Below are 22,117 nucleotides of genomic sequence, written 5' to 3' on the forward strand. Positions count from 1 at the left end.
ACATACTGCGTTATGACGCCGACCGCATCGAGGAGGTCGCCTCAAACGCCGATGAGCAGGATCTTTGCCATCGTTAGTGCGAGATCTTTCTCGACCCGCACGGCCCGGAAGTGACCGCCCGGGCGATGACCCGGCCATCCCTGCCTGAAAATGCCACCGCCGTGATGGATTCGGCGGTGGCATTTTGTGACGCCATCAAACATCAGAGATCGTATTTGAGCCCGACAGAGAAGCTGCGCGGCGCGCCATAGAAATACTGCGAGAACGACACCGGTTCGAGATAGTAGTACTTCTCGTCAAACGCATTATACAAGTTGGCGGTCAAGCTGAGGTTCTGGTTGACCCTGTAGCGCGCCATCAGATCGGTCGTGAAGAAATCGTCCTGCTGGATGCGTTCCGATTCTCCGGACGCCGGGTTGGTGATGTCAGCAAACGTTTTGCTCTGCCATTTGACACCGCCACCCACAGTCAGGCCATCCAGCGGACCGGCCAGATCATAGGTGGTAAACAGCTTGACCTGTGAAGTGGGTATATCGGTATTCATGCGCTCGTCATCGGGGCTTTCGATGCGCGCATAGGAGTATCCGCCATAAATGTTCCACTGTGGTGTTACGGCACCATTGGCCTCGAACTCAAAGCCGCGAGTCTTGACGTTGTCATAGGCCTCATAGGTGTAAAGACCGTCATCGAGCTGAGCGCTGGTGCTATCGACATAATTGTCCTGAATGGACTCGAAGACAGCGGCAGACAGATCCAGTCGATCCTCGAACAGGCTGGATTTGATGCCGGCCTCGTAATTGGAGCCAGTGACCGGGTCAATGACCTCTCTACTGCGACCAAGCCTGTTTTGCGGGGTAAAGATACGGGTATAGCTGGTGTAGAGATTGACCTCCGGGGTAAGCGCCCAGGTCAGCCCCGTATAGGGTGTCCATTCATGCACGGATTTGTCGATGGGCGTGCCGAAGGCGTTCTGATCGGTTTCCCATCGATCGAGTCGACTGCCGAGCAGCAGGTGCAGATCATCGGTCAGCGCCCAGTTGGTGGCGATATAGGCGCTGGTCTGCTCTTGTTCACCGTTCTGGTTGCGAATGACCGTACTCTTGTCCCAGTCCGGTCTTTCATCACCGTAATCGAAACCGGAACGGGTGAAATCACCCAGCGGCGGATATGGCCGCGAAAAATTGGAAGGGCTGTAATAAGGGAATTCAAACTCCTGGTGCCAGTGTGTGGCCCCCATGACCATCTCGTGTTCACGCCCGAGCCAGTTGAAGCGGCCATTGACGCGAACGTTGAAGGTTCTCTGAATGCGCTCACTGTCGATATCATAGAAGCTGCCCGGCACCAGGCCTTCGTTGGTCTGCGGGTCGGGCGCGCCGAAAGACCACAATGAAGGCTGATCCATGGTCGCGCGGCTGTACATGAAGCTGAAGTCAACGGACCAGTCGGGGTTGAGATAATGCTCGAGTTCGGCCTGGCCGATGTAATTGCGCGTCGTATTGCTGGCCCATTCCGGCGAGGTACTCGCGGAACGGCTGTAGCGGGTGCGTGAGCCATCGGAGTAGAAAATGGGCAAGCCGCCCACCATCGGGGAGTCCGAATCGCGGTACTGATAGGTATTACGCAGGGTAAAGGTGGTCTGATCATCAAGATCGGCTTCGACCACTCCGTAAAGGGAGTGCTGCTCGCGTGAATATCGATTCATCTCGGCATCCTGCTCGGTGCCGGCATAGACAAAGCGACCGCGCACGCTCCTGTCGTCAGTGAGCGGCCCGGACAGATCCATGACGCCACGCTTCCTGTCCCAGCTTCCCGTCCCCAGCTCAAAGCTGCCCTGATAATCGTAGGTGGGCCGTTTTTGAACCAGATTGATGGCCGCCGAAGGCGTACCGGCGCCCTGCATTAAACCGTTGGCGCCCCGCAACACCTCGATACGTTCCAGCAGGGCACTGTCCACGAAGGTGTCGCCGAAATCGAAGCGGTGATCCGAGGAGTCCGGCGCCGTGATCGGCATACCGTTGAAAATAGTGGTATTCACCACCGAGCCTCGGGAATAGATGCGAAGGCGATCGGCATCGACGGTTTTGGTCTGCAGCCCGACCACGTTGTCCAGCGCGCTGATGGTGTCATTGCTGCCCTGATCTGCCATGCGCTGCGCGGTGACTGAAGTGACCGATTGCGGCGTGTCCTTCGCACTGAGGTTCATCCCCGTTGCGGTATTCATGCGTGAGGTCTTGTAGCCCTCATTGTTGCCCGCCTGTCCAACCGGGCGTTGCGCCTCGACCACCACTGTTGACAGTTCCTGTGCCTGACCATTTGCCGGCGGAGCATCCGGCGTTTGTGCCAGGGCATCCAGGGGCACGAACGCGCTTGATAGGGCGATCAGAGCAGCGTTGCGCCTCATGAAAACCAGGCATGAATAAGCAGACATAATATATTAGATTCCCTTGTTATAGATCCCCGCCCCAAATTCTAAAAGGTCGATCTAATATATTATTGATAACCATTATCATCTACAAGATACTTGCATGATGATTATCGATTCTTTTGCGGGTCGGGTCGCGATTACATCCCGTTGACGGTATGGTCTGCAGGCAACCATTACCTCGATCAGTGTCTTTTTTATGACGAGATAAAAAGGCAGGAGAAAAGCCGTCGTGGCTTTTTATTCAGGATAAAGTATGAAGTTTTTGAAATTAAAAATATTTGGAAAGCCTCATGTATTAATGTTTTTTGGACTAATGCTTTCCTATTCCGGCTCATCCGTCATTGAGGGGGCCATTCCAACACTGGTCGCAGTAGGCATGCTGTCACCGATATGGATTCCACTTTACACCACGTTTTCCAGAGCCATTAATGCCTCTGCATATGTCGTTGCAAGACTGATCGGTCATTATTCGCCCTATCGAGTACTTTTGATCTGTGAAGTCTACGATATGGTGATTACAGTATTAGTCATTTTGCTGCTTTATGAAGGATCGCTTTCAACGCTGGTCGTGTTAATGACCTATTTCATCCTTGCCTCCTTCATTCCAGTGATTACCAATATCGCTAATGGCACTTATGCCGGCGCAATTTCGCTGAAATCCGAATCGACCGCCGTGACTTTCAACGCGTTTTCACTCAGCCTTTTAACGCTTGCAACCCTGGTGATCGGGCGACCGCTGGGCAGTCTTCTGGTCAACTATTCCATTTATCTTGTTCTGATCGTCAATCTTGTCATGACCGCGGCTTCCTTCTTTTTCCGCTGGGCAGCGATGAAGCGTGACACGATGTTTCCCACAGGCCGGAATCAATATGCCCTCAACAACAATGTCTCCCGGCTCAACCTTGTAGAAGGTATTCGATATTTCGGTGGACAAATCTTTCGTCTGTCTGCCAGTTCCCCCATCACCACGCCGCTGGTTTATCTCTCCATGGGGCTGTTTTTCTATTACCTGCCGTTGTGGCTGGCAGAAGGGTCCGATCGCAAGGGAGAAATTGTCGCCATGGCCGGCGTTTTTGGCGGATTGGGCTCGATGATCGGCCCGCTTTTGTTTTTCGCCCTGAAGGAGCGTTGTCGCTATCGACGCCATGTCACCATCGCCATACTGGTGGTGGCCATCGACGAGATAATGCTGATCGGCATGGTATGGCGTTATGGCAATGCCCTGTCGATACCGGTGCTCTGCGCTTACATGGCCTTGATCCTTCTGCTTTATCTCGCCGCCTCATACTGCAATGTCGCCAACCTCACTGCGCGACAGAAACGTTATGCCGGCAAGCGTTATCCCGACATGGTCGGCATCGCCTTTTCGATGGCATCGCTGGCCATGCTGGTCGGCACATGGAGCGGATATATGCTGGATGCCAGTAGTCATCCGATGGTCGCGCTCATACTGGGTGCCGTCATTGCGCTGTTGGTTACGGCAGGTTTATGGCTCAAGACAACAGGAAAAACCGATACCTGAATGCCTGCCATCCCGTTGGAAATAAAGTATCGAGACTCCAGCCATTCGCTGCGTTGATTCCTGACACCACAACGCCATCGACCCTTTGGTCGATGGCGTTGTGGTACCGGGTCTGGCAGAGAAGAACGGTGCGTTTCAGGCGTCCGGCAGGCTGTCACTGCCCTCGTTGAGCGCGCGCTGCATGATGACCGTATCGACCCAGCGGCCGAACTTGAAGCCACAGGCCTCGATCACGCCCTGATGGGTAAAGCCGAAACGCTGGTGCAGGGCGATCGAGCCGGCATTACCACTGTCGCCGATCAGCGCGGTCATCTGGCGCCACGGCCCGGCCTCGCAGCGCGTGAGGAGCTCGCCCAGCAGCGCACTGCCCACGCCGCGCCCATGCGCCTCATGGCTGACATAGACGGAGTCCTCCAGACAAAAGCGAAAGGCGCTGCGCGGGCGGAAAAACCCGGCGTAGGCGTAACCCACCACGGCGTCATCGAGCGTGGCGACCAGATAGGGCAGGCCCGCCTCGCGCGTGCCGGCGCAGCGCCGCGTCATCTCCTCGAGCGTCGGGGGCACTTCCTCGAAGGAGCCAAGGCCATGGCGCACGTGGTGACTGTAGATGGCGTGGATGGCTGCAAGGTCCTGATCCATCACCTCACGTACGCTCACCCCGGAGCGTTCTGACCGGTCACTCATGAAGATACTGCCCCTGCGGATGGTTGAAGGTAGGCCTCACTTTACAATGAACACCACGCAGGCGGCAGTCATCAGCCCCATGGTGACGTTGAAAACGCGCCACGCCCGCGGAGTGGTCAGAAAGCGTGCGATGACCATCCCGAATCCCGCCCACAGCGAGATGCAGGGCAGGGCGATCACTTCCATGAACAGCGCCAGACCAAAGGCATTGAGCCAGATCGGGCCTTCGGCGGGCAAAAAGCTGGCCATCAGGGCCAGGCCCATCACCCAGACCTTGGGATTGACGAACTGGAACGTGACGGCCTGCCACAGTGTCAGGGGCCGGGCATCAGCGGTAATATCAAACTGCGGCGGCGGTGCCGAAGCGATGCGCCAGGCCAGATAGAGCAGGTAGAGCGCGCCGACAACCTGCAGCATCTGCTGGATCAGCGGATAGCGCTGAAACAGCGTGCCCAGACCCAGCGCAATCAGGGTGAACAGCGTCAGGCCACCGAGCAGAATACCGGCGATGTGGGGCAGGGTGCGGCGAAAGCCGTACATCGCGCCAGAAGCCGTCAGCATGACGTTGTTGGGACCCGGCGTACCGGTCATGGTGATGGCAAACAGGGTCACGGAGACCCACCAGCTGACGGACATCGTGGCAACCTCGCTGTCATTGTATGAATACAATTATGGAAGTGTGACCCATCAATGGGTGACAATCAGAGCTTACGTTTTCCAATGTCACCGTCAACGGATTTATTGTCACCATGACAATGTGGATACCCGAACTCACGGAGAGCGGCCCGCGCTATCGGGCGCTGGCACATGCCATCGAGCAGGCCATCGACAGCGGTGAGCTGGCCCCCGGTGTCCGGCTGCCCCCCCAGCGCCGGCTGGCGGATGCGCTCGGCGTCACGGTCGGCACCATTACCCGCGCCTATGCACTGGTGGAGCAGAGCGGCCGGGTCAGTGCCCAGGTCGGCAGCGGGACCTGGGTCAGGGCTGAAGAGAAGATCGAAGGATTTTCACGCGTCATCGGGGCGCCACACGAGGGGCTGGTGGACCTGGGCATGTCACTGCCGCCACCGCATCCGGCGCGTCAGGCCACGCTGGCGCGCTTCATGACCGACATCAGTACGGACCCGGCAGCGCTTGAGCAGGCCATCAACTATCCGCTCGATGACAGCCTGGCCACATCGCGCCGGCACTACGCCGACTGGCTGACGACGCAGGGACTGGCCGTCGACCCGGACGAGCTCCTGATCACCCAGGGCGGCACAAACGGCATTGCGCTGGCGCTGTCGGTGCTGCTCTCTCCCAATGACCGCCTGGCGGCCGAGACGCTGAGCTATCCGGGCGTCATCAGCACCGCGCGCCAGCAGTTCTTGAAGATGGTGGCCGTCCCCTTTGATGACGAGGGCATCGACGTGGCGGCGCTCGCCGCTCGCCATGAGCGCACGCCCTTCAGGGCACTCTATCTCATGCCCGAACACCATAACCCCACCACGGTGCAGCTGTCTGAAAAGCGCCGCGAGGCGCTGGTGGCACTGGCACGCCAGCGCGATTTCTGGCTGATCGAGGACGGCGTCATGCATCTGCCCGAGGAGGCACGTGGCACGCCGCTGTATCAGCTGGCGCCGGAGCGCACGATTTTTGTCTTTTCAGTGGCCAAGATTCTGGGCGGCGGGCTGCGCTCGGGCGTCGTGCGCGCACCGCAGGTACTGATGGAGCGGCTGCGCACCAGTCTGCGCAATCAGTGCTGGGCGCCGCCGGCGCTGATGACCGACATTGCCGGACGCTGGCTGGCCAGCGGTGAGGCCGACCGGCTGGTGTCGTGGCAGTTCGAGGAGCTCGAGGCGCGCCAGGCGATGGTGCGCGAGGCGCTGGGCGATTTCGAGATGACCCTGCGCCGTGGCGGTTTCTACGCCTGGCTGACCCTGCCCGGTGATCATCGCGCCCAGACGCTGGTCGAGACGCTTGAGCGTGACAACGTCCGGGTGGCCGCGGCGGAGACCTTCTGTGTCGGCAGCACCGCCGCGCCGCAGGCGATTCGCATCTGTCTGAGCGCCGCCCCGGATCGCGAGGCGCTGGCGCGGGCGCTGGCGGCCATCGTGCAGGCACTGGCACAGCCGGCACCACCGCGCTGGCAGACGGTCTAATGACGAGCGGCGAGCCCCTGCGGCGTACTGTGCCGTTTTATCCCCGCTGAGGCAGGCATCTTCATTGCAGTGCCCTTCACCTGCCACCATGGCGCGAACCAAGTCGTCAGTACGGAGAGAAGACCATGCGTTACGAGCTCTATTACTGGCCGAGCATTCCCGGCCGGGGCGAATTCATCCGGCTGGCGCTGGAGGCCGGCGGGGCCGACTATATTGATGTGGGCAACAGCACCGAGCCCGGCTACGGCATCGAGGCGGTCAACGCCTGGCTTGAAGGCAGCGAGACCCGTTACCCGCCCCTGGCGCCGCCCTTTTTAAAGGCGGGCAAGGAGGTCATCTCCCACGTCGCCAATATCCTGCTGTACCTGGGGCCGCGGCTGAAGCTGGTCAGCGACGACAAGGTCTATCAGTTCTGGGCCCACAGCCTGCAGCTGACCATTACCGATCTTGTCGCCGAGACCCACGATGTCCATCACCCCATGGGGCCGGAGCTTTACTTCGAGGATCAGCAGACGGAAGCCGTTCGCCGGGCGGGCAACTTTCTCGACAATCGCCTGCCGAAGTTTCTTCACTACTTCGAGCAGATTCTCGACAGGAATCCCGAAAGCGACGTGTATCTGGTCGGCAAGCGGCTCTCCTACGTCGATCTATCGCTCTTTCACATGGTGCAGGGGCTGCGCTATGCCTTCCCGAACGCCATGGCCGCGCTGGAAGCGGATATCCCGAAAGTGATTGCCCTGCATGATCACGTACTGGAACTGCCCCTGATCAGCGAATATCTCGCCTCCGAACGGCGTCTGCCGTTTTCCGAGCAGGGACTCTTTCGTCACTATCCGATGCTTGATCGCGGATAAAACGCTTTCACTGTGCCGACAGCGTCAGCAGAATTGACGCCAGCACCGTGCATAAATGATAATTATTCTCCTTTATGCACGGTATAGAATATATTCATGATGTCCTTTTCAGGGTGGCGCTGGCGCTGCGTTGCTCTTTTTCTGTGGCTTGCTGGCGGGATTGTGCCTGCCCATGCCGCAGACTTCCCCATGACCGTCACCGATATCGCCGGGCGTCAGGTCTCCATTGAACGTTCCCCTCAGCATATTTTTCTGGATGACCCCCGTCATCTGTTCGCCCTTGCTGCACTGCTCCCCGATCCGGTCTCGCGCCTGAGCGGCTGGCGCGGATCGCTTGCAGGCTTTGACCGACAGGCACAGGCCGGGTTTACCGCACGATTCCCCGCTCTGAAGGCGCTACCGTCACTGGGCCACAACAACGCCGGCTTCAGTACCGAGTCACTGCTGGCACTCTCGCCCGATCTCGTGGTGACCAACCTGGCCCGCTATCCCGAGATGCGTGATTCACCCATGCTGGGCCAGCTCGAAGCACTGGGTATCCCGGTCCTGTTCATCGATTTTCAGCGCCATCCGCTACTCGATACGGTGCCATCTCTTGCGCTGCTTGGAGAGGTGCTTGATGCAAAGCCCCGCGCCGGAGCGCTGACCCGGGACCTGGATACCGCAATCGATGCCGTGGATCACTGTCTCGACAACGTCACCACCCGCCCCAGCGTGCTGATTGACATTGCGCCGGGGCTCAAGGTGGATTGCTGTCGCAGCAATTTCGACACCGGTCTTGCGGATCTGGTGGCGCGTGCCGGCGGAGACAATATCGCCGCCGGTCTGACCCCGGGCAGCGAGAATGTCCTCAATCCGGAAGCCATTCTGGCCCGCGACCCGGACGTCATCATCGCCACCGCCGCCCAGTGGGCCCGGGGGGAATCGATCCGGGCCGGCTTTGGCGTTGATGTCGCCAGCACTCGGCAGGACATGGCCGACATCGTGGCTGAGCGACCCGGCTGGGGAGTGCTCTCGGCTGTCAACGGGGGCAGGTTTCATGCCCTGTGGCACGGCTATCATCAGGGGCCCTTCAGCGCCGTGGCGCTTCAGGCAATTGCCGGATGGCTGCATCCGCAGCAGTGCGCCGCGCTCGATCCGGAAGCCACTCGTGAAGCCCTGTTTCGAGATTATCTGCCGATCGCACCCGACGGCACCTTCCAGACCACCTACCCGCCAGCAACGTCTGACCGATGAAACCGGTCATCCTGCCCGGGAATCACGGGTAAACGGGTAAACGGGTAAACGCTTAACAAGAAGCATCTCGACAAAAACCATAACGACCGCCCTTTGATGACGGTCATGACACGCCGCACAAGCGGCATATTTCAGGGAACACATACCATGTCACAACGCCACTCCGGGCTGCCGATGTCGCTTGTCACGACACTGCTCCTGCTATCGGCAGGTTCGCTCATCTCTACCAACGCCAGCGCCGCCGAAACCGATACCCTTGACTCACTTACAGTGACCGCCTCCCGAATCGGGGCATCACCCGCTCAGGGCTACCGACCGGGTACTTCCAGCATGGTGACCGGCCGCCAGACTGACTTTCTCGACCAGGCGCGGACCGTCAATGCGATCACACCGCAGATGATCGCGGATATCAGCGCCGATTCCCTGACCGACGCCATGGCCTTTGTCCCTGGCGTCACCCAGGGCAATACCATGGGCGGTACCGAAGCGGGCTTCATGAAACGCGGGTTTGGCAGCAACAGTGACGGGTCGGTCCTGCGCGACGGCATCCGACAGCCGCGCAACACCTTCCCGCTGTTTACCACCGAGCGCATCGAAGTGCTCAAGGGACCGGGCTCGTTTCGATATGGCATCCAGGAGCCGGGTGGGGTCATCAACCTCGTCACCAAAAAGCCGCAATATGAATGGCAGCGCACGATCAGCGGGGAGGGCAGCTCGTTTGGCGGCGGCAATGCCAGCATCGATCTGACCGGCCCGCTGGGCGACAGCGGCGCCGCCTTTCGATTCATTGTCGGCCATCAGGACAAGGATTACTGGCGCAACTTCGGCAACAACCGCCAGACCGTGATTGCCCCCTCGCTGGCCTGGGAAGACGACGATACCCGATTGTGGCTTGCCTACGAATATCGTGACTACGACCTGACTCTGGATCGCGGCACCGCCTTCGTCGATGGCCGTCCGGTCGATATTCCACGCAAGCGTCGTCTCGACGAAAACTGGTCAAGGGTGACCGGGCACGACCAGTCATTGACCGCTCGCTGGGAGCAGGATCTCGATGCCGACTGGACCAGCCGCCTCACCTGGGGCTGGAATCGGCGCCAGTATGATGATGGTCAGCCACGAGTCCTGAGCGTCGACGAACAGGGCAACGCCCGTCGCCGCGCCGATGCCAATCACGGCTTCGATCGCCGGGTCATCTATAGCGCTGCCGAGCTGCTCGGCAATGTGGACCTGGCCGGCATTCGCCATGAGATCACCCTGGGCGCGGATCACGAACGTCGCCGTGACTATCTGGCCGACCGCTATCGTGGCACGACCGATACGATCTCGATTTATGATCCCGATTACGGTGATCTCGATCTTGACGGTGCGACCTACGAAACCGCGCGCAGCAACCGTCTCGATGAAATCAACAGCACTGCCGCCTATGTCGACGATGCCATCCACCTCGGTGAGCGCTGGACTCTAGGGCTGGGCGGACGCTATCAGTACACCGAGCAGAAGGGCGGACAGGGGCGCCCCTTCGTGACGGATACCGATAGCGACGATACCGTCTTCCTGCCGCATGCCAGCTTGCTCTACAGGATCGATCCCGTGACGTCGGCCTACGCGAGTTACAGCGAATCCTTTATTCCCAACGTCCCGGACAGCGACACCGGCCAGACCTTCGATCCGGAAGAGGGGCATGGCTGGGAAATCGGACTGAAACGACGCCTGCTCGAAGAACGTCTTGAAGCGTCGCTGGCCTATTTCGAGATCACCAAGAAAAACGTGGTCGTCACCGACAATGGCGTCTCCAACGCCGTGGGCAAAAGCGACGCCAGGGGCGTGGAACTTGCCCTGCAGGGGCAATTGACTGACCGGCTCTCGCTGCTGGGGAGCTATACCTGGACCGATGCCGAGGTACGCAAGGACGCCGAAGGCGGTACCGAAGGCAACGAGTTGCCCAATGTGGCGCGTCACACCGCCTCACTGCTGCTGACCCGAGAGCTTGATGTTGCGCCCGAAAACGGTCGCTGGCGGGTCGGCGGCGGCCTGCGCTATGTCGGCCATCGCCAGGGAGATGCCGAGAACAGCTTCAGCCTTGACGACTATACCGTGGCCGACGCCTTTATCGCCTGGGACAACGGCTGGCTGGGCGACAATACCCACGTACAGCTCAACGTTCACAACCTGTTCGATACGACCTATTACCCTTCCAGTGGCGGCGATACCCGGGTCGTGGTGGGGGATCCCATGGAGGTCAGTCTGAGTGCCAGCCTGAGCTTCTGACCGATCAGGCATGACTTTCGACTGGCGGCAGCGGCGTGCGTGGCCCAGGCTTTGATAAACGCGAAATCCATTGGGAATGGCACAGGGAAAAGCATGAACCTCTACATCTACGACCACTGCCCCTTTTGCGTCAAGGCACGCATGATTTTCGGCCTGCGGGATGTACCGATCACGCTGCAGACGCTGCTCAACGACGACGCCGAAACGCCCACCCGATTGATCGGTGAAAAGAAGGTGCCGATCCTCGAATTCGAGGATGGACACACCATGGGCGAGAGCATGGACATCGTGAAGGGCATCGACAGCCAGGCGGAAGGCGTGAAGGTCATGGATGGCCCGCGCAATCCGGAAATCACCCGCTGGGTCAGCGCCGCCTCCGATACCGTGGCCAGACTCTTCATCCCCCGCGTGCCGAAGGCGCCGCTGGGCGAATTCGCCACTGTCGAGGCTGCCGAGTATTTCACGGCCAACAAGGAGGTCGCATTTGGCAGCTTCGACACGCTGCTCGAGCAGACACCGGAACTCATGGTGGAGGTGGAGCGCTGGCTCAACGAGCTGGATGCCCTGATCCAGTCGCCGGAGGCCGTCAACGAGGTGCTCTCCATGGATGACATCGAGCTCTTCCCGGTGCTGCGCCAGCTCTCGCTGGTGGAAGGCGTGAAGTATCCGAAAAACGTTGAAGCCTATCGGCAGGCCATGGCGCAGCTGGCCGATGTGCCCCTGCATGACGAGATCGCCGTCGCGGCCTGAGCAATCTCCTCACGGGCGGCTGCAGGGCTGTGCCATAATGGTGCGCCTTGCAGCCATTCATTCGGACCGTTTTCATGTCTCAGGGCACGCTCTACATCATTTCCGCCCCATCGGGCGCCGGCAAGACCAGTCTGGTGCGCGAGCTCGTAGCCGCCACCGATAACATCGGTGTGTCGGTCTCTCATACGACCCGCCATCGCCGCACCGGCGAGACCGATGGCATCAACTATCACTTCGTGGACGAGCCCACCTTCGAAGCGATGATCCAGCGTCACGAGTTCTTTGAACACGCCTGGGTGTTTGATCGCCATTACGGCACCTCACGCATTGAAGTGGAAAAGCGCCTGTCTCATGGCGAAGATGTGATTCTCGAGATCGACTGGCAGGGCGCGCGTCAGGTTCGTCAGCAGATGCAGGAGGCGGTGTCGATTTTCATCCTGCCGCCCTCGCGCGAGGCCCTGCGCGAACGCCTGGCGGGTCGCGGCCAGGACGACGCTGTCACCATTGACCGGCGCATGCGCGATGCGATCAGCGAGATGTCCCATTTTGATGAGTACGACTATCTCGTCATCAACGATGATTTCGCCACCGCCGTCGACGAATTGAAAGGACTGATCGGTGCCGAACGTCTTCGAATGACGCGAGTAAAGGCGGCAAACCATGCGCTGATCGGTGAGCTCTTGTCAGAAGTGGAAGGGCTCCGGTAGACTCGGTTCCCCCTTCCGAACACGATAACGCCCGGCCTGGTGACGCGCCGGACGCCTTCACTCAGACCACACGCATTCAGGAGCCAGCATCATGGCACGAGTAACGGTTGAAGATTGTCTCGAATACATGGATAACCGCTTTCAGCTGGTCATGGTCGCGACCCACCGCGCCCGCCAGCTGGCTCGCGGCTCGCGCAATGCCGAACTCCCGTGGGAAAACGACAAGGCTACCGTCATGGCCCTGCGTGAAATCGCCGCGCAAAAGGTCGACCGCTCCGTGCTCAACGAGCCGCTGGAAGCCATGGTCCCGCAGCGCCCCCGTTACGAACCGGAAAGCGAATAAGCCCATTGCCCATACACTGACCTGCCATGTTCACGATCGATGATCTCTCCGACCGCCTGGACGGCTACCTGACCGTCGATGAGATCGCGCAGGTCAGACGCGCCTTCTACTACGCCGAACAGGCCCACGACGGCCAGCATCGCCGCTCCGGCGAGCCCTATGTGACCCACCCGCTGGCCGTGGCCAACATCCTGGCCAACATGCACATGGACTATCAAAGCCTGATGGCGGCGATGCTCCATGATGTGATCGAGGATACCGGCATCACCAAGGAGGCGCTGTCGCGCCAGTTCGGCGAGGAAGTGGCCGAGCTGGTCGATGGCGTTTCGAAGCTGACCCAGATCACCTTCGAGGACAAGGCCGTCGCCCAGGCGGAAAACTTCCAGAAGATGGTGCTGGCGATGTCGCGTGATATTCGCGTCATCATCGTCAAGCTGGCCGACCGGCTGCACAACATGCGCACCCTGGGTGCCCTGCGCCCGGACAAGAAGCGGCGTATCGCCCGCGAGACGCTCGAGATCTATTCACGCATCGCCGGGCGACTGGGCATCAACACCATCCGGGTGGAGCTGGAGGACCTCTCCTTTCAGGCCATCCACCCGATGCGCGCCGAGCGCATCCAGCGCGCGGTGGTCAAGGCGCGCGGCAACCGCCGCTCGATGGTGCGCCACGTTCAGAGCACCCTGCAGAGCACGCTGGATGGCGACGAGCTGCCCGGCACGGTAATGGGCCGCCAGAAGCATCTGCTGTCGATCTATCGCAAGATGCGCGATCAGCGCAAGCCCTTCAACGAGCTGATGGACGTGTTCGGCTTTCGCATCGTCACCGATCGGGTCGATACCTGCTATCGCATCCTGGGCGCGGTGCACAATCTCTACAAGCCGGTGCCGGGGCGCTTCAAGGACTACATCGCCATCCCCAAGGCCAACGGCTACCAGAGCCTGCATACCACGCTCTTTGGCCCCAACGGTATTCCCATCGAGGTGCAGATTCGCACCCGCGAGATGGAGGCGATGGCCAACAACGGTATTGCCGCCCACTGGCTCTACAAGGCCGGGCAGACCGACCGCCCGATCGCCATGGGCAGCCACGCCCGCGCTCGCGAATGGGTACGCGGCCTGCTGGAAATGCAGCGCCACGCCGGCAATTCGCTGGAGTTCATCGAACACGTCAAAAACGACCTGTTCCCCGATGACGCCTACGTGTTCACCCCCAAGGGCGACATCATGGAACTGCCGCGCGGCGCTACCGCAATCGACTTTGCCTACGCGGTGCACACCGACATCGGCAACAGCTGCATCGCCTGTCGCATCGACCGGCATCTGGCGCCGCTGTCATCGCGCCTTGAAAGCGGCCAGACGGTTGAAATCATCACCGCCCCCGGCGCCCAGCCCAATCTGGCATGGCTGTCGTTCACGATCACGGCCAAGGCCCGTTCGGCGGTGCGTCATGCCCTCAAGCATCAGCAGCGCAACGACTCGGTAGCGCTGGGCCGACGCCTGCTCAACCAGGCGCTCTCTTCGTTCAACATGACGCTGGACAGCCTCGCGCCTGCCCACGTCGACGAACTGCTCAAGGCGCTGTCACTGGACACGCTGGATGACCTGCTCGAGGAGATCGGGCTGGGCAGCCGTGTGGCCTGGAGCGTGGCGCGGCGGCTGGCCGACAGCGAGCCCGAACAGATTGAGGCCCATAGTGACGATCAGGGCGCCATGGCGATCAGCGGCGCCCACAACATGGTGATCAGCTTTGCCCGCTGCTGCTATCCATTGCCGGGGGATGCCATTGTCGGCAGCCTCAGCGCCGGACGCGGCATTGTGGTGCATCGCAGCGAATGCGGTAATCTGGAAGACTGCCGTGAAGACCCGGAAAAGTGCTTCCCACTGCAGTGGTCCGACACCGTGGAGGATGACTTCCCGGTGGGGCTGCGCATTGAAATCGAAACGCGTCGCGGGCTGGTGGCCGAGCTTGCCAGCCTGATCAACGACGCCGAAGCCAATATCGAGCGCATCAATATCGAGGAGCGTGATGAGCGTCTGTCGATCGTCAACCTGACCCTTGCCGTGCGCAACCGCGTGCATCTGGCACGTATCATCAAGCGTATTCGCAACCTGGCCTATGTGGGTCGCATCTCGCGTACCGGCAGCTGACGATATATCGCATCATCCCCTTTTAAAGCGTCTCGACAACACGTTGCGACAACAACGCAGGGAGTGTTCATGAGTAACCGTGCCGCCATCCATACCGATCACGCGCCAAAGGCCATCGGGCCCTATTCGCAGGCCATCAAGGCCGGCAACACCATCTATCTGTCGGGTCAGATTCCGCTGGACCCGGTCAGCATGGAGATCGTGAGCGACGACATCGAGCAGCAGGCCCATCAGGTCTTCAAAAACATGAAGGCCGTCTGTGAAGAAGCCGCCGGAACGCTGGCTGACATCGTCAAACTCAACCTCTACCTGACCGACCTGTCGCACTTTGCTCGCGTCAACGCGGTCATGGAAGAGTGGTTCCAGCCGCCCTATCCGGCGCGTGCCGCCGTGGGCGTAAAGGAGCTGCCCAAGGGCAGCCAGTTTGAAGCCGAAGGGGTCATGGTGCTGGGCGACTGAGTCGTCTCACGACTGACCGGTGACCGCAATGAAAGGGGGCGATGGCACAGGCCATCGCCCCCTTTCATATATCCGGTCTACGCCCGGCAGGACCCTCGCGCAGCGTCAGGCCTGCTCGCTGACCTGAACGCCGGCCGCCTTGAGCACCTGAGCGTAGCCTTCGCGAAAGGTGGGGTACTCAAAGTGGTAGCCGGCCTCGACCAGCCGAGCGCTGTCGCAGCGCTTGCTGGCGCGACGACGCAGCGGCGACTGGATGGTGCTGCTGGGCTCGACATTGAGCCGGGCCGCCAGCCACATCATTACGTCATGCAGCGGCGTGGACTCGGTATCGCTGCCCAGATAGACCGGCGCCAGCGGTTCATTGCTGACGGCGCGCTCGATGAGAAAATCCAGCACGCCGGCACAGTCGTCGCGATGGATGCGGTTGGAGTACATCGGCGGACTCTTTGGCGCGATGCGACCTTCCTGCACCTGGCCGATCAGCCGCTCGCGGCCGGGGCCATAGATGCCCGAAAAGCGTACAGCCGTGCCGGGCAGAACGCTTTTGGCCAGACGCTGTTCGGCCTCGACCAGCAGGCGTCCGGAGAAACTCTGGGGCTCGGTCACGCTTTCTTCGTCGACCGTCTCTCCCTCCTGCTGACCGTAGACCGAGGTCGAGGAGACAAAGAACACATGCTGCGGTGCACGCTCGCGCGCTTCATAGTGGCTCAGCACCCGATCGAGACCATCGACGTAGGCCGCCTGATAGGCGCTCTCTTCGAAGCGGTCAGCGCTGAGTGCATAGACTACAATGTCGGCATCCGGCAGCGCCTCGAGCGAGGAAACGTCATTGATATCCATCGATAAAGCTTCGATACCGCTGCGCTCGAGTCCCTCGGCATGGCGGCGAACACCGACCACGCGATATCCCTGTGCGAGCTTGCGCTGCCCCAGTGCGGTACCAACATCACCGCATCCAAGGATGAGAATTGTCTTGTTCACCCGCTAAGCTCCTTGCTTGATAGGGCCGATAAGGTTTGACTATAAGGCCCTGAATTGAACGGTCGCTTCCTGCGACAATTTCCTGTTCCACGTGCTGGCTCGGTCTGCTACATGACTCTAACAGAACTTCGCTACATCGTAACCTTGGCCCAGGAGCGCCATTTCGGGCGCGCCGCCGAGCGTTGCTTCGTCTCCCAGCCGACCCTGTCGGTGGCGGTCAAGAAACTGGAGGAAGAGCTGGGCGTGGCGCTGTTCGAGCGCAGCAAGTCCACCGTCCAGGTGACCCCACTGGGTGAAAAGATCATCGAGCAGGCCAGTCGCGTGCTCGAACAGGCCGGCGCCATCAAGGAGCTGGCCAACGAGGGCAAGGACCAGCTCTCAAGCCCCCTGCGCGTCGGGGCCATTCACACCATCGGCCCCTATCTCTTCCCGTATCTGATTCCAAGGCTCTCCGAGGAGGCCCCTCAGATGCCGCTCTACATCGAGGAGAACCTGACCGGTGAGCTTCGGCGCAAACTGCGCTCCGGCGAGCTGGATGTGATCATCGTGGCGCTGCCCTTTGCCGAGCCCGATGTCCTGACCAAGTCGCTCTATGATGAGCCCTTTGAAGTGCTGCTGCCGACCGGTCATCCCTGGCTTGATCGCAAGGAGATCGACCGCGAGGTCCTCCATGACGAGAAGATGCTGATGCTGGGCGAGGGCCACTGCTTCCGCGATCAGGTGCTCGAAGCCTGCCCGACCATCAAGGATCACGTCCATCAGCCCGGCAACACCCTGATAGCCGAAGGCGGCTCGCTGGAAACCATCCGCCACATGGTCGCCTCGGGGCTGGGTATTACCGTGGTACCACGTTCGGCCACCGACAGCGCTCACTACGCCCGCGGCGTGCTGGAGACGCGCCCCTTCAAGGACCCGGTACCAAGCCGCACCGTGGCGCTGGCCTGGCGGGCCAGCTTCCCGCGGCCCAAGGCGATCGATTCGATCACCCGCGCCATTCGCGCCTGTCAGCAGGCCACCGAATCACGATGAGCACTGCCGTGACCCGGCCCGCCAGCGGCGCGACGGATCTCGATACGCTCAAGGGCGTGGGTCCGGCCATGCGCGAGCGCCTTGAGCGCCTTGGGCTGCAGGCGGCTGAAGACCTGCTCTTTCATCTGCCGCTGCGCTATCAGGACCGCACCCGGGTCACACCGATCGCAGGCCTGCGCGCCGGTCACGAAGCCGTCGTGGAAGGTGAGGTTACGGCCGCCGATGTGATTCAGGGGCGCCGGCGCAGCCTGCTGGTCCGCCTGCGCGACGGCTCGGGCATTCTGTCGCTGCGCTTTTTTCACTTTTCCCAGGCACAGACCACCCAGTTTGCCCGCGGCACCCGCCTGCGCCTGTTCGGTGAGGCCCGCTCCGGCAGTACCGGGCTCGAGATGTACCACCCCGAGTACCGGCTTTTAAAGGACGATACCGGCAAGGAGGTCGAGGAGACCCTCACGCCCGTCTACCCGACCACGGAAGGGCTGGCCCAGCCGCGGCTGCGCGCCCTGATTCGTCAGGCGTTTGAGCATCTCGACCAGGGCAGCCTCGCGCTCGAGGAGCTGATTCCCGAGTCGCTGCGCAGTCGCTTTCGCCTGCCCGCACTGCGCGAGTCGCTGGACTATCTGCACTTCCCGCCGCCGGATGCGCCGCTGGAAACGCTTGCCGAGGGGCACCACCCGGCCCAGCGACGGCTGGCGCTGGAGGAACTTCTAGCCCATCAGCTCAGTCTCTACCGCATTCGCCTGCGCATTCAGGAAGACGCTGCCCCCGCACTGCCCGCCAGCGGCGGTCTGGCGACCCGGTTTCTGACCCAGCTGCCGTTTTCGCTGACCGGAGCCCAGCGTCGCGTGCTGAGCGAGATCAGCGCCGACATCACGCAGACCATCCCCATGCTGCGCCTGGTGCAGGGCGATGTCGGCTCCGGCAAGACGGTCGTGGCCGCCATGGCCATGCTGCAGGCCGTCAGCGGCGGCTATCAGGCAGCGCTCATGGCGCCCACTGAACTGCTGGCCGAACAGCACTACAAGAGCCTCAAGCGCTGGTTCGAGCCGCTGGGCATCGAGGTGGCCTGGCTCTCGGGCAAGCTCAAGGGCAAGGCGCGGCTGGACGCCAAGACCCGGATCAGCGAAGGGCATGCCCGGGTCGTGGCCGGCACCCATGCGCTCTTTCAGGAAGATGTCCATTTTCATCGTCTGGGTCTGGCCGTCATCGACGAGCAGCACCGCTTTGGCGTGCATCAGCGCCTGGCGCTGCGCCAGAAGGGGGAGGTGAGCGGCACCACCCCGCACCAGCTGATCATGACCGCCACCCCCATCCCGCGAACGCTGGCGATGAGCGCCTACGCCGATCTGGACGTCTCGGTGATCGACGAGCTGCCGCCCGGGCGCACGCCGGTCAAAACGATTGCGGTGTCCGACGAGCGGCGTGGCGAGGTGACCGAGCGCATTCGCAATGCCTGTCTCGAAGGGCGTCAGGTCTACTGGGTCTGTACCCTGATCGAGGAGTCCGAGGCGCTCACCTGCCAGGCCGCAGAGGTCACCCGCGATACCCTGACCGAGGCGCTGCCGGAGTTTCAGGTCGGGCTGGTGCACGGCCGCATGAAGGCCCAGGAAAAGGCCGAGGTGATGAACGCCTTTCGCGACGGCGAGGTGGATCTGCTGGTCGCCACCACGGTCATCGAGGTGGGCGTCGATGTGCCCAATGCCAGTCTGATGATTATCGAAAACCCCGAGCGCCTCGGGCTGGCCCAGCTGCATCAGCTCCGGGGCCGGGTCGGCCGCGGTACGGTGGAGAGCTTCTGCGTGCTGCTCTATCATCCGCCGCTGTCGGACACCTCCCGCGAGCGCCTGGCGGTACTGCGCGACTCCAGCGACGGCTTTCGCATCGCCGAGCGCGATCTGGAACTGCGCGGACCCGGCGAGGTGCTCGGCACCCGCCAGACCGGTCTGGTCGGCATGAAGATCGCCGATCTCACTCGCGACCGCGACCTGCTCGACCCGGTGCGCGGTCTCACCCGCGCCATGCTGGATCAAACGCCCGAGTCGGTCGACCCCCTGATCCGCCGCTGGCTCGGCGAGGCCGCCGGCCAGTACGGGCAGGTGTAGGCCGGTTGCTCCAGTTACGGATCGCGCGCCCATGCGCGACCGGCTGGCCTACACTGAAAGCAGTCCTGACGCCTTTTCCAATGCCGGGGATGCGAACCATACACCCATGACCTCGACCTTTCTGCGTGACGCCATGATCGAGCGCCTGGGCCAGGCGCGTACCGATCAGAATCCCGGGCCCTTTCCCCGTGACGGGCTGGTCAGAAACCTGCACGGCGATTTCACGCCGATGATGTGCGGCGGTATCAGCGCGCTGCTTTTACAGATGCTGCATCCGCTGGCGCTGGCCGGTATCTGGGACCATTCGCGCTTTCGCGAGGACATGATCGGGCGGCTCAGGCGCACCAGCGATTTCATCGCCACCACAAGCTTTGGCACCTTTGAGCAGGCCGAAACGGCGATTGCACGCGTGCGTCGGGTGCATGAGTACGTGAAGGGTCACGCCACCGACGGCCGCCCCTACGCCGCCGATGATCCCGACCTGCTGGTATGGGTGCACGTGGCCGAAATGAGCCGCTTCATGGCCGGGCATCTGCGCTATCGCAATCCACAGATGAGTCACGCTGACCAGGACCGCTATTTCTTCGAGACCGCCTGCATCGCCGAGGCACTCGGTGCACGCAACGTGCCGGACAGTCGCGCGGCGGTGGAGGAGTATCTTGCGCGGACGCGCCCTGAGCTGATCTGTGATGCACGCACCCGGGAGGTCATTCAGGTGCTGCTTGATGCGCCGCCGCGCAATCTCGTGCTGCGCCCGGCCGGGGCGCTCTTTATGCAGGCGGGGATCGATCTGCTTCCTGACTGGGCCAGCGAGATGCTGGGACTAAACATGTCACGCCTCAAGCGGCAGGCGGTGCGCACCGGTATCAAGAGCGCGATGCCGATGATCAGCAAGGCAGTGCGCAGCGGTGCCTACCGCCGCGCGCTGGAACGACTGCAGAGCGCGAAAAAATGAGCTTTCTACGTCGATTCAGGTTTACGCCTGGCCGGACGATGTCATCAAAGGCAACCAGACATGCTCCCAGCCCATGGACAGCGCCACGCCGACCAGCAGCGCTGCCATGACCAGATTGATCCCCTTGAGCACCCGAGCACTCTCCAGCCGACGTCCCATGATCGCGCCAAGCACGGCATAGCTGCCCGGGGCACCCACGGCCAGCGCCGCCAGTCCGAGCGACCAGATGATCAGCCCTGCGCCGTGAATGCCGGCGGCCGGAAATTGCAGGGTGGCAATCGGCAGCGTGGCCACCACGCCCTTGGGATTGCCCAGCTGCATGAATAGCCCGTCGCGGAAGGTCATCACGCGCGGCGTGCTGGCAAGCGCGTTTGGATCGATGCTGGCGCGCGCGATTTTAACGGCGAGATAGAGGATATAGCCGCACCCCAGCGCCCCGAAGACGATCAGCACACCCGGTTTGACCCAGGCCGCGCCGGCGAGGCCGAACAGCATAAAGAGGATCAGCATGGCCAGCCCCACGCCCAGATAGTAACCGATGGCGCGTCGGGCCTGACCGTGCAGACCCATGTTGAGGCCGAGCAGATTCACGGGCCCGGGCGAATACATGATGCCCAGGGCATAAACGATGATGGCAAGCATGATGGACGTTCCGAATCAGTGGGCAAGGCTTTGCTGATATTGAAAGGGCGTGACACCGTGGATGCGCTTGAAGCGGCGGTTGAAGTGGCTGTGATCGGCAAAGCCATAACGCAGGGCCACGTCACCGGGCGTGGCACCTGCTTCCAGCGCGCCTCTTGCGGCATCGATGCGGCAACTGATCACGTACTGGTGCGGGGTCATGCCGAACTGCGCCCGGAAAAGGCGCAGAAAGTGATAGCGGGACAGGTTCGCGGCAGCACTGATGCGCTCAAGCGACAGCTCCTGATCGAGATGGGCCCGGATATAGTCACAGGCACGCATCAGCAGCCGGTCGGGCCGGGAGGCGGCCGGTGAGACGGTCTGATAGCGCCCGGCGCGCTGCGTCATCCGGGTAGCGATCCGGCCGAGCAGATGCTCCTGATCGATCCGGCTGCCGATGCCGCCCTGTACCAGACGCGACAGCGCCAGGATGGTATCGCGCAGGACCGGGTCCGTGATCAGCGTTTGCGGACTTGAAAGGCTGCCGGCCTGTTCGTCGCCGGCGGCCGCGGCAAACATCGGCGCCAGCGTGTCGGGGGAAACATAGGTCATGACGTAGTCCAGGCGGTGGTCGCCGCCGGACTCGCCGTCATGGGGCTGTTCGGGGTTAAAAAAGATCACGCTGCCCGGCGGGTTGCGGTGGTAAGCGCCGGCACTGAAGAAGTCCTGCCGCCCGGCCAGCGTCACGCCGAAGGCATACTCCGTATGGGCGTGGCGGTCATAGCGAAAATCACTGATCGAGGCACTGAGTACCTTGAGCGTCGGCACATGCCGACTGCTGGAAAACTGAAACTCGAACGCGCTGTTCATCGCGGCTCTCCCGAAGC

General features: G+C 61.5%; 19 protein-coding genes. 13 read left to right on the plus strand and 6 right to left on the minus strand.

The window, feature by feature from the left end:
* Positions 1–202: 202 nt before the first annotated feature.
* Entirely contained in the window at positions 203–2,359 is a 2,157-nt protein-coding gene (locus tag BM079_RS08410) for a TonB-dependent siderophore receptor (protein WP_175489647.1), read from the minus strand.
* A gap of 319 nt (positions 2,360–2,678) precedes the next feature.
* Between BM079_RS08410 and BM079_RS08415 the strand changes: the two genes are divergently transcribed.
* A complete protein-coding gene (locus BM079_RS08415; protein WP_139215283.1) occupies positions 2,679–3,947 on the plus strand; it encodes an MFS transporter in 1,269 nt (422 codons plus the stop codon).
* A gap of 135 nt (positions 3,948–4,082) precedes the next feature.
* On the opposite strand, the gene BM079_RS08420 is transcribed toward BM079_RS08415, so the two are convergent.
* Both BM079_RS08420 and BM079_RS08425 read right to left on the minus strand, forming a co-directional pair.
* Positions 4,083–4,631 carry a GNAT family N-acetyltransferase gene (locus BM079_RS08420; protein ID WP_090132904.1) on the minus strand — a complete coding sequence of 183 codons (549 nt, stop codon included), beginning with the start codon at positions 4,629–4,631 and terminating at the stop codon, positions 4,083–4,085.
* A gap of 36 nt (positions 4,632–4,667) precedes the next feature.
* On the minus strand, positions 4,668–5,267 hold the full coding sequence (locus BM079_RS08425) for a LysE family translocator (RefSeq protein ID WP_090132906.1): 600 nt from the start codon (positions 5,265–5,267) through the stop codon (positions 4,668–4,670).
* A 113-nt stretch (positions 5,268–5,380) separates the two neighbouring features.
* Here BM079_RS08425 and BM079_RS08430 point away from each other — a divergent pair, with 113 nt between their 5' ends.
* From BM079_RS08430 to BM079_RS08470, 9 genes are all read left to right on the plus strand, one after another.
* On the plus strand, positions 5,381–6,772 hold the full coding sequence (locus tag BM079_RS08430) for an aminotransferase-like domain-containing protein (protein ID WP_090132908.1): 1,392 nt from the start codon (positions 5,381–5,383) through the stop codon (positions 6,770–6,772).
* A 125-nt stretch (positions 6,773–6,897) separates the two neighbouring features.
* Positions 6,898–7,626 (plus strand): glutathione S-transferase, encoded by a 729-nt coding sequence (locus BM079_RS08435; protein WP_090132910.1) that lies wholly within the window; start codon positions 6,898–6,900, stop codon positions 7,624–7,626.
* Between the two features lie 96 nt (positions 7,627–7,722).
* Complete coding sequence (locus BM079_RS08440) at positions 7,723–8,862, plus strand: ABC transporter substrate-binding protein (RefSeq protein ID WP_090132912.1); 1,140 nt, start codon at positions 7,723–7,725, stop codon at positions 8,860–8,862.
* Positions 8,863–9,009: 147 nt separating this feature from the next.
* Complete coding sequence (locus tag BM079_RS08445) at positions 9,010–11,133, plus strand: TonB-dependent siderophore receptor (protein ID WP_245742886.1); 2,124 nt, start codon at positions 9,010–9,012, stop codon at positions 11,131–11,133.
* Between the two features lie 93 nt (positions 11,134–11,226).
* Positions 11,227–11,883: a glutaredoxin 2 gene (grxB, locus tag BM079_RS08450; RefSeq protein WP_090132914.1), complete on the plus strand. Its 657-nt coding sequence runs from the start codon at positions 11,227–11,229 to the stop codon at positions 11,881–11,883.
* A 74-nt stretch (positions 11,884–11,957) separates the two neighbouring features.
* Entirely contained in the window at positions 11,958–12,590 is a 633-nt protein-coding gene (gene gmk, locus BM079_RS08455) for a guanylate kinase (protein WP_090133293.1), read from the plus strand.
* Positions 12,591–12,681: 91 nt separating this feature from the next.
* Positions 12,682–12,933 (plus strand): DNA-directed RNA polymerase subunit omega, encoded by a 252-nt coding sequence (gene rpoZ, locus BM079_RS08460; RefSeq protein ID WP_090132916.1) that lies wholly within the window; start codon positions 12,682–12,684, stop codon positions 12,931–12,933.
* Positions 12,934–12,959: 26 nt separating this feature from the next.
* On the plus strand, positions 12,960–15,083 hold the full coding sequence (locus BM079_RS08465) for a RelA/SpoT family protein (protein WP_090132918.1): 2,124 nt from the start codon (positions 12,960–12,962) through the stop codon (positions 15,081–15,083).
* Positions 15,084–15,152: 69 nt separating this feature from the next.
* Positions 15,153–15,542, plus strand: coding sequence for a RidA family protein (locus BM079_RS08470; protein WP_090132920.1), 390 nt, complete (start codon positions 15,153–15,155; stop codon positions 15,540–15,542).
* A 105-nt stretch (positions 15,543–15,647) separates the two neighbouring features.
* Here the strand turns inward: BM079_RS08470 and BM079_RS08475 are convergent, their stop codons facing one another.
* On the minus strand, positions 15,648–16,523 hold the full coding sequence (locus BM079_RS08475; protein ID WP_090132922.1) for an SDR family oxidoreductase: 876 nt from the start codon (positions 16,521–16,523) through the stop codon (positions 15,648–15,650).
* Positions 16,524–16,634: 111 nt separating this feature from the next.
* Between BM079_RS08475 and BM079_RS08480 the strand changes: the two genes are divergently transcribed.
* Genes BM079_RS08480 through BM079_RS08490 form a run of 3 tightly spaced genes read left to right on the plus strand, consistent with a single transcriptional unit; the run spans position 16,635 to position 20,609 of the window.
* Positions 16,635–17,552, plus strand: a complete 918-nt coding sequence (locus BM079_RS08480; protein WP_090132924.1) for a hydrogen peroxide-inducible genes activator — start codon at positions 16,635–16,637, stop codon at positions 17,550–17,552.
* A complete protein-coding gene (gene recG / locus BM079_RS08485) occupies positions 17,549–19,654 on the plus strand; it encodes an ATP-dependent DNA helicase RecG (protein WP_090132926.1) in 2,106 nt (701 codons plus the stop codon). The genes BM079_RS08480 and recG overlap by 4 nt, the downstream gene beginning before the upstream one ends.
* 31 nt (positions 19,655–19,685) lie before the next feature.
* Complete coding sequence (locus tag BM079_RS08490) at positions 19,686–20,609, plus strand: oxygenase MpaB family protein (protein ID WP_245742895.1); 924 nt, start codon at positions 19,686–19,688, stop codon at positions 20,607–20,609.
* 21 nt (positions 20,610–20,630) lie between these two features.
* Here BM079_RS08490 and BM079_RS08495 read toward each other — a convergent pair whose 3' ends face one another.
* The gene (locus BM079_RS08495) at positions 20,631–21,251 is read right to left on the minus strand and encodes a LysE family translocator (protein WP_090132928.1); all 621 of its coding nucleotides are present in this window, start codon (positions 21,249–21,251) and stop codon (positions 20,631–20,633) included.
* Between the two features lie 15 nt (positions 21,252–21,266).
* Positions 21,267–22,100 (minus strand): AraC family transcriptional regulator, encoded by an 834-nt coding sequence (locus BM079_RS08500; RefSeq protein WP_090132931.1) that lies wholly within the window; start codon positions 22,098–22,100, stop codon positions 21,267–21,269.
* Positions 22,101–22,117: the final 17 nt, after the last annotated feature.

Source organism: Kushneria avicenniae (assembly GCF_900112585.1).
GTDB classification, from domain to species: Bacteria; Pseudomonadota; Gammaproteobacteria; order Pseudomonadales; family Halomonadaceae; genus Kushneria; species Kushneria avicenniae.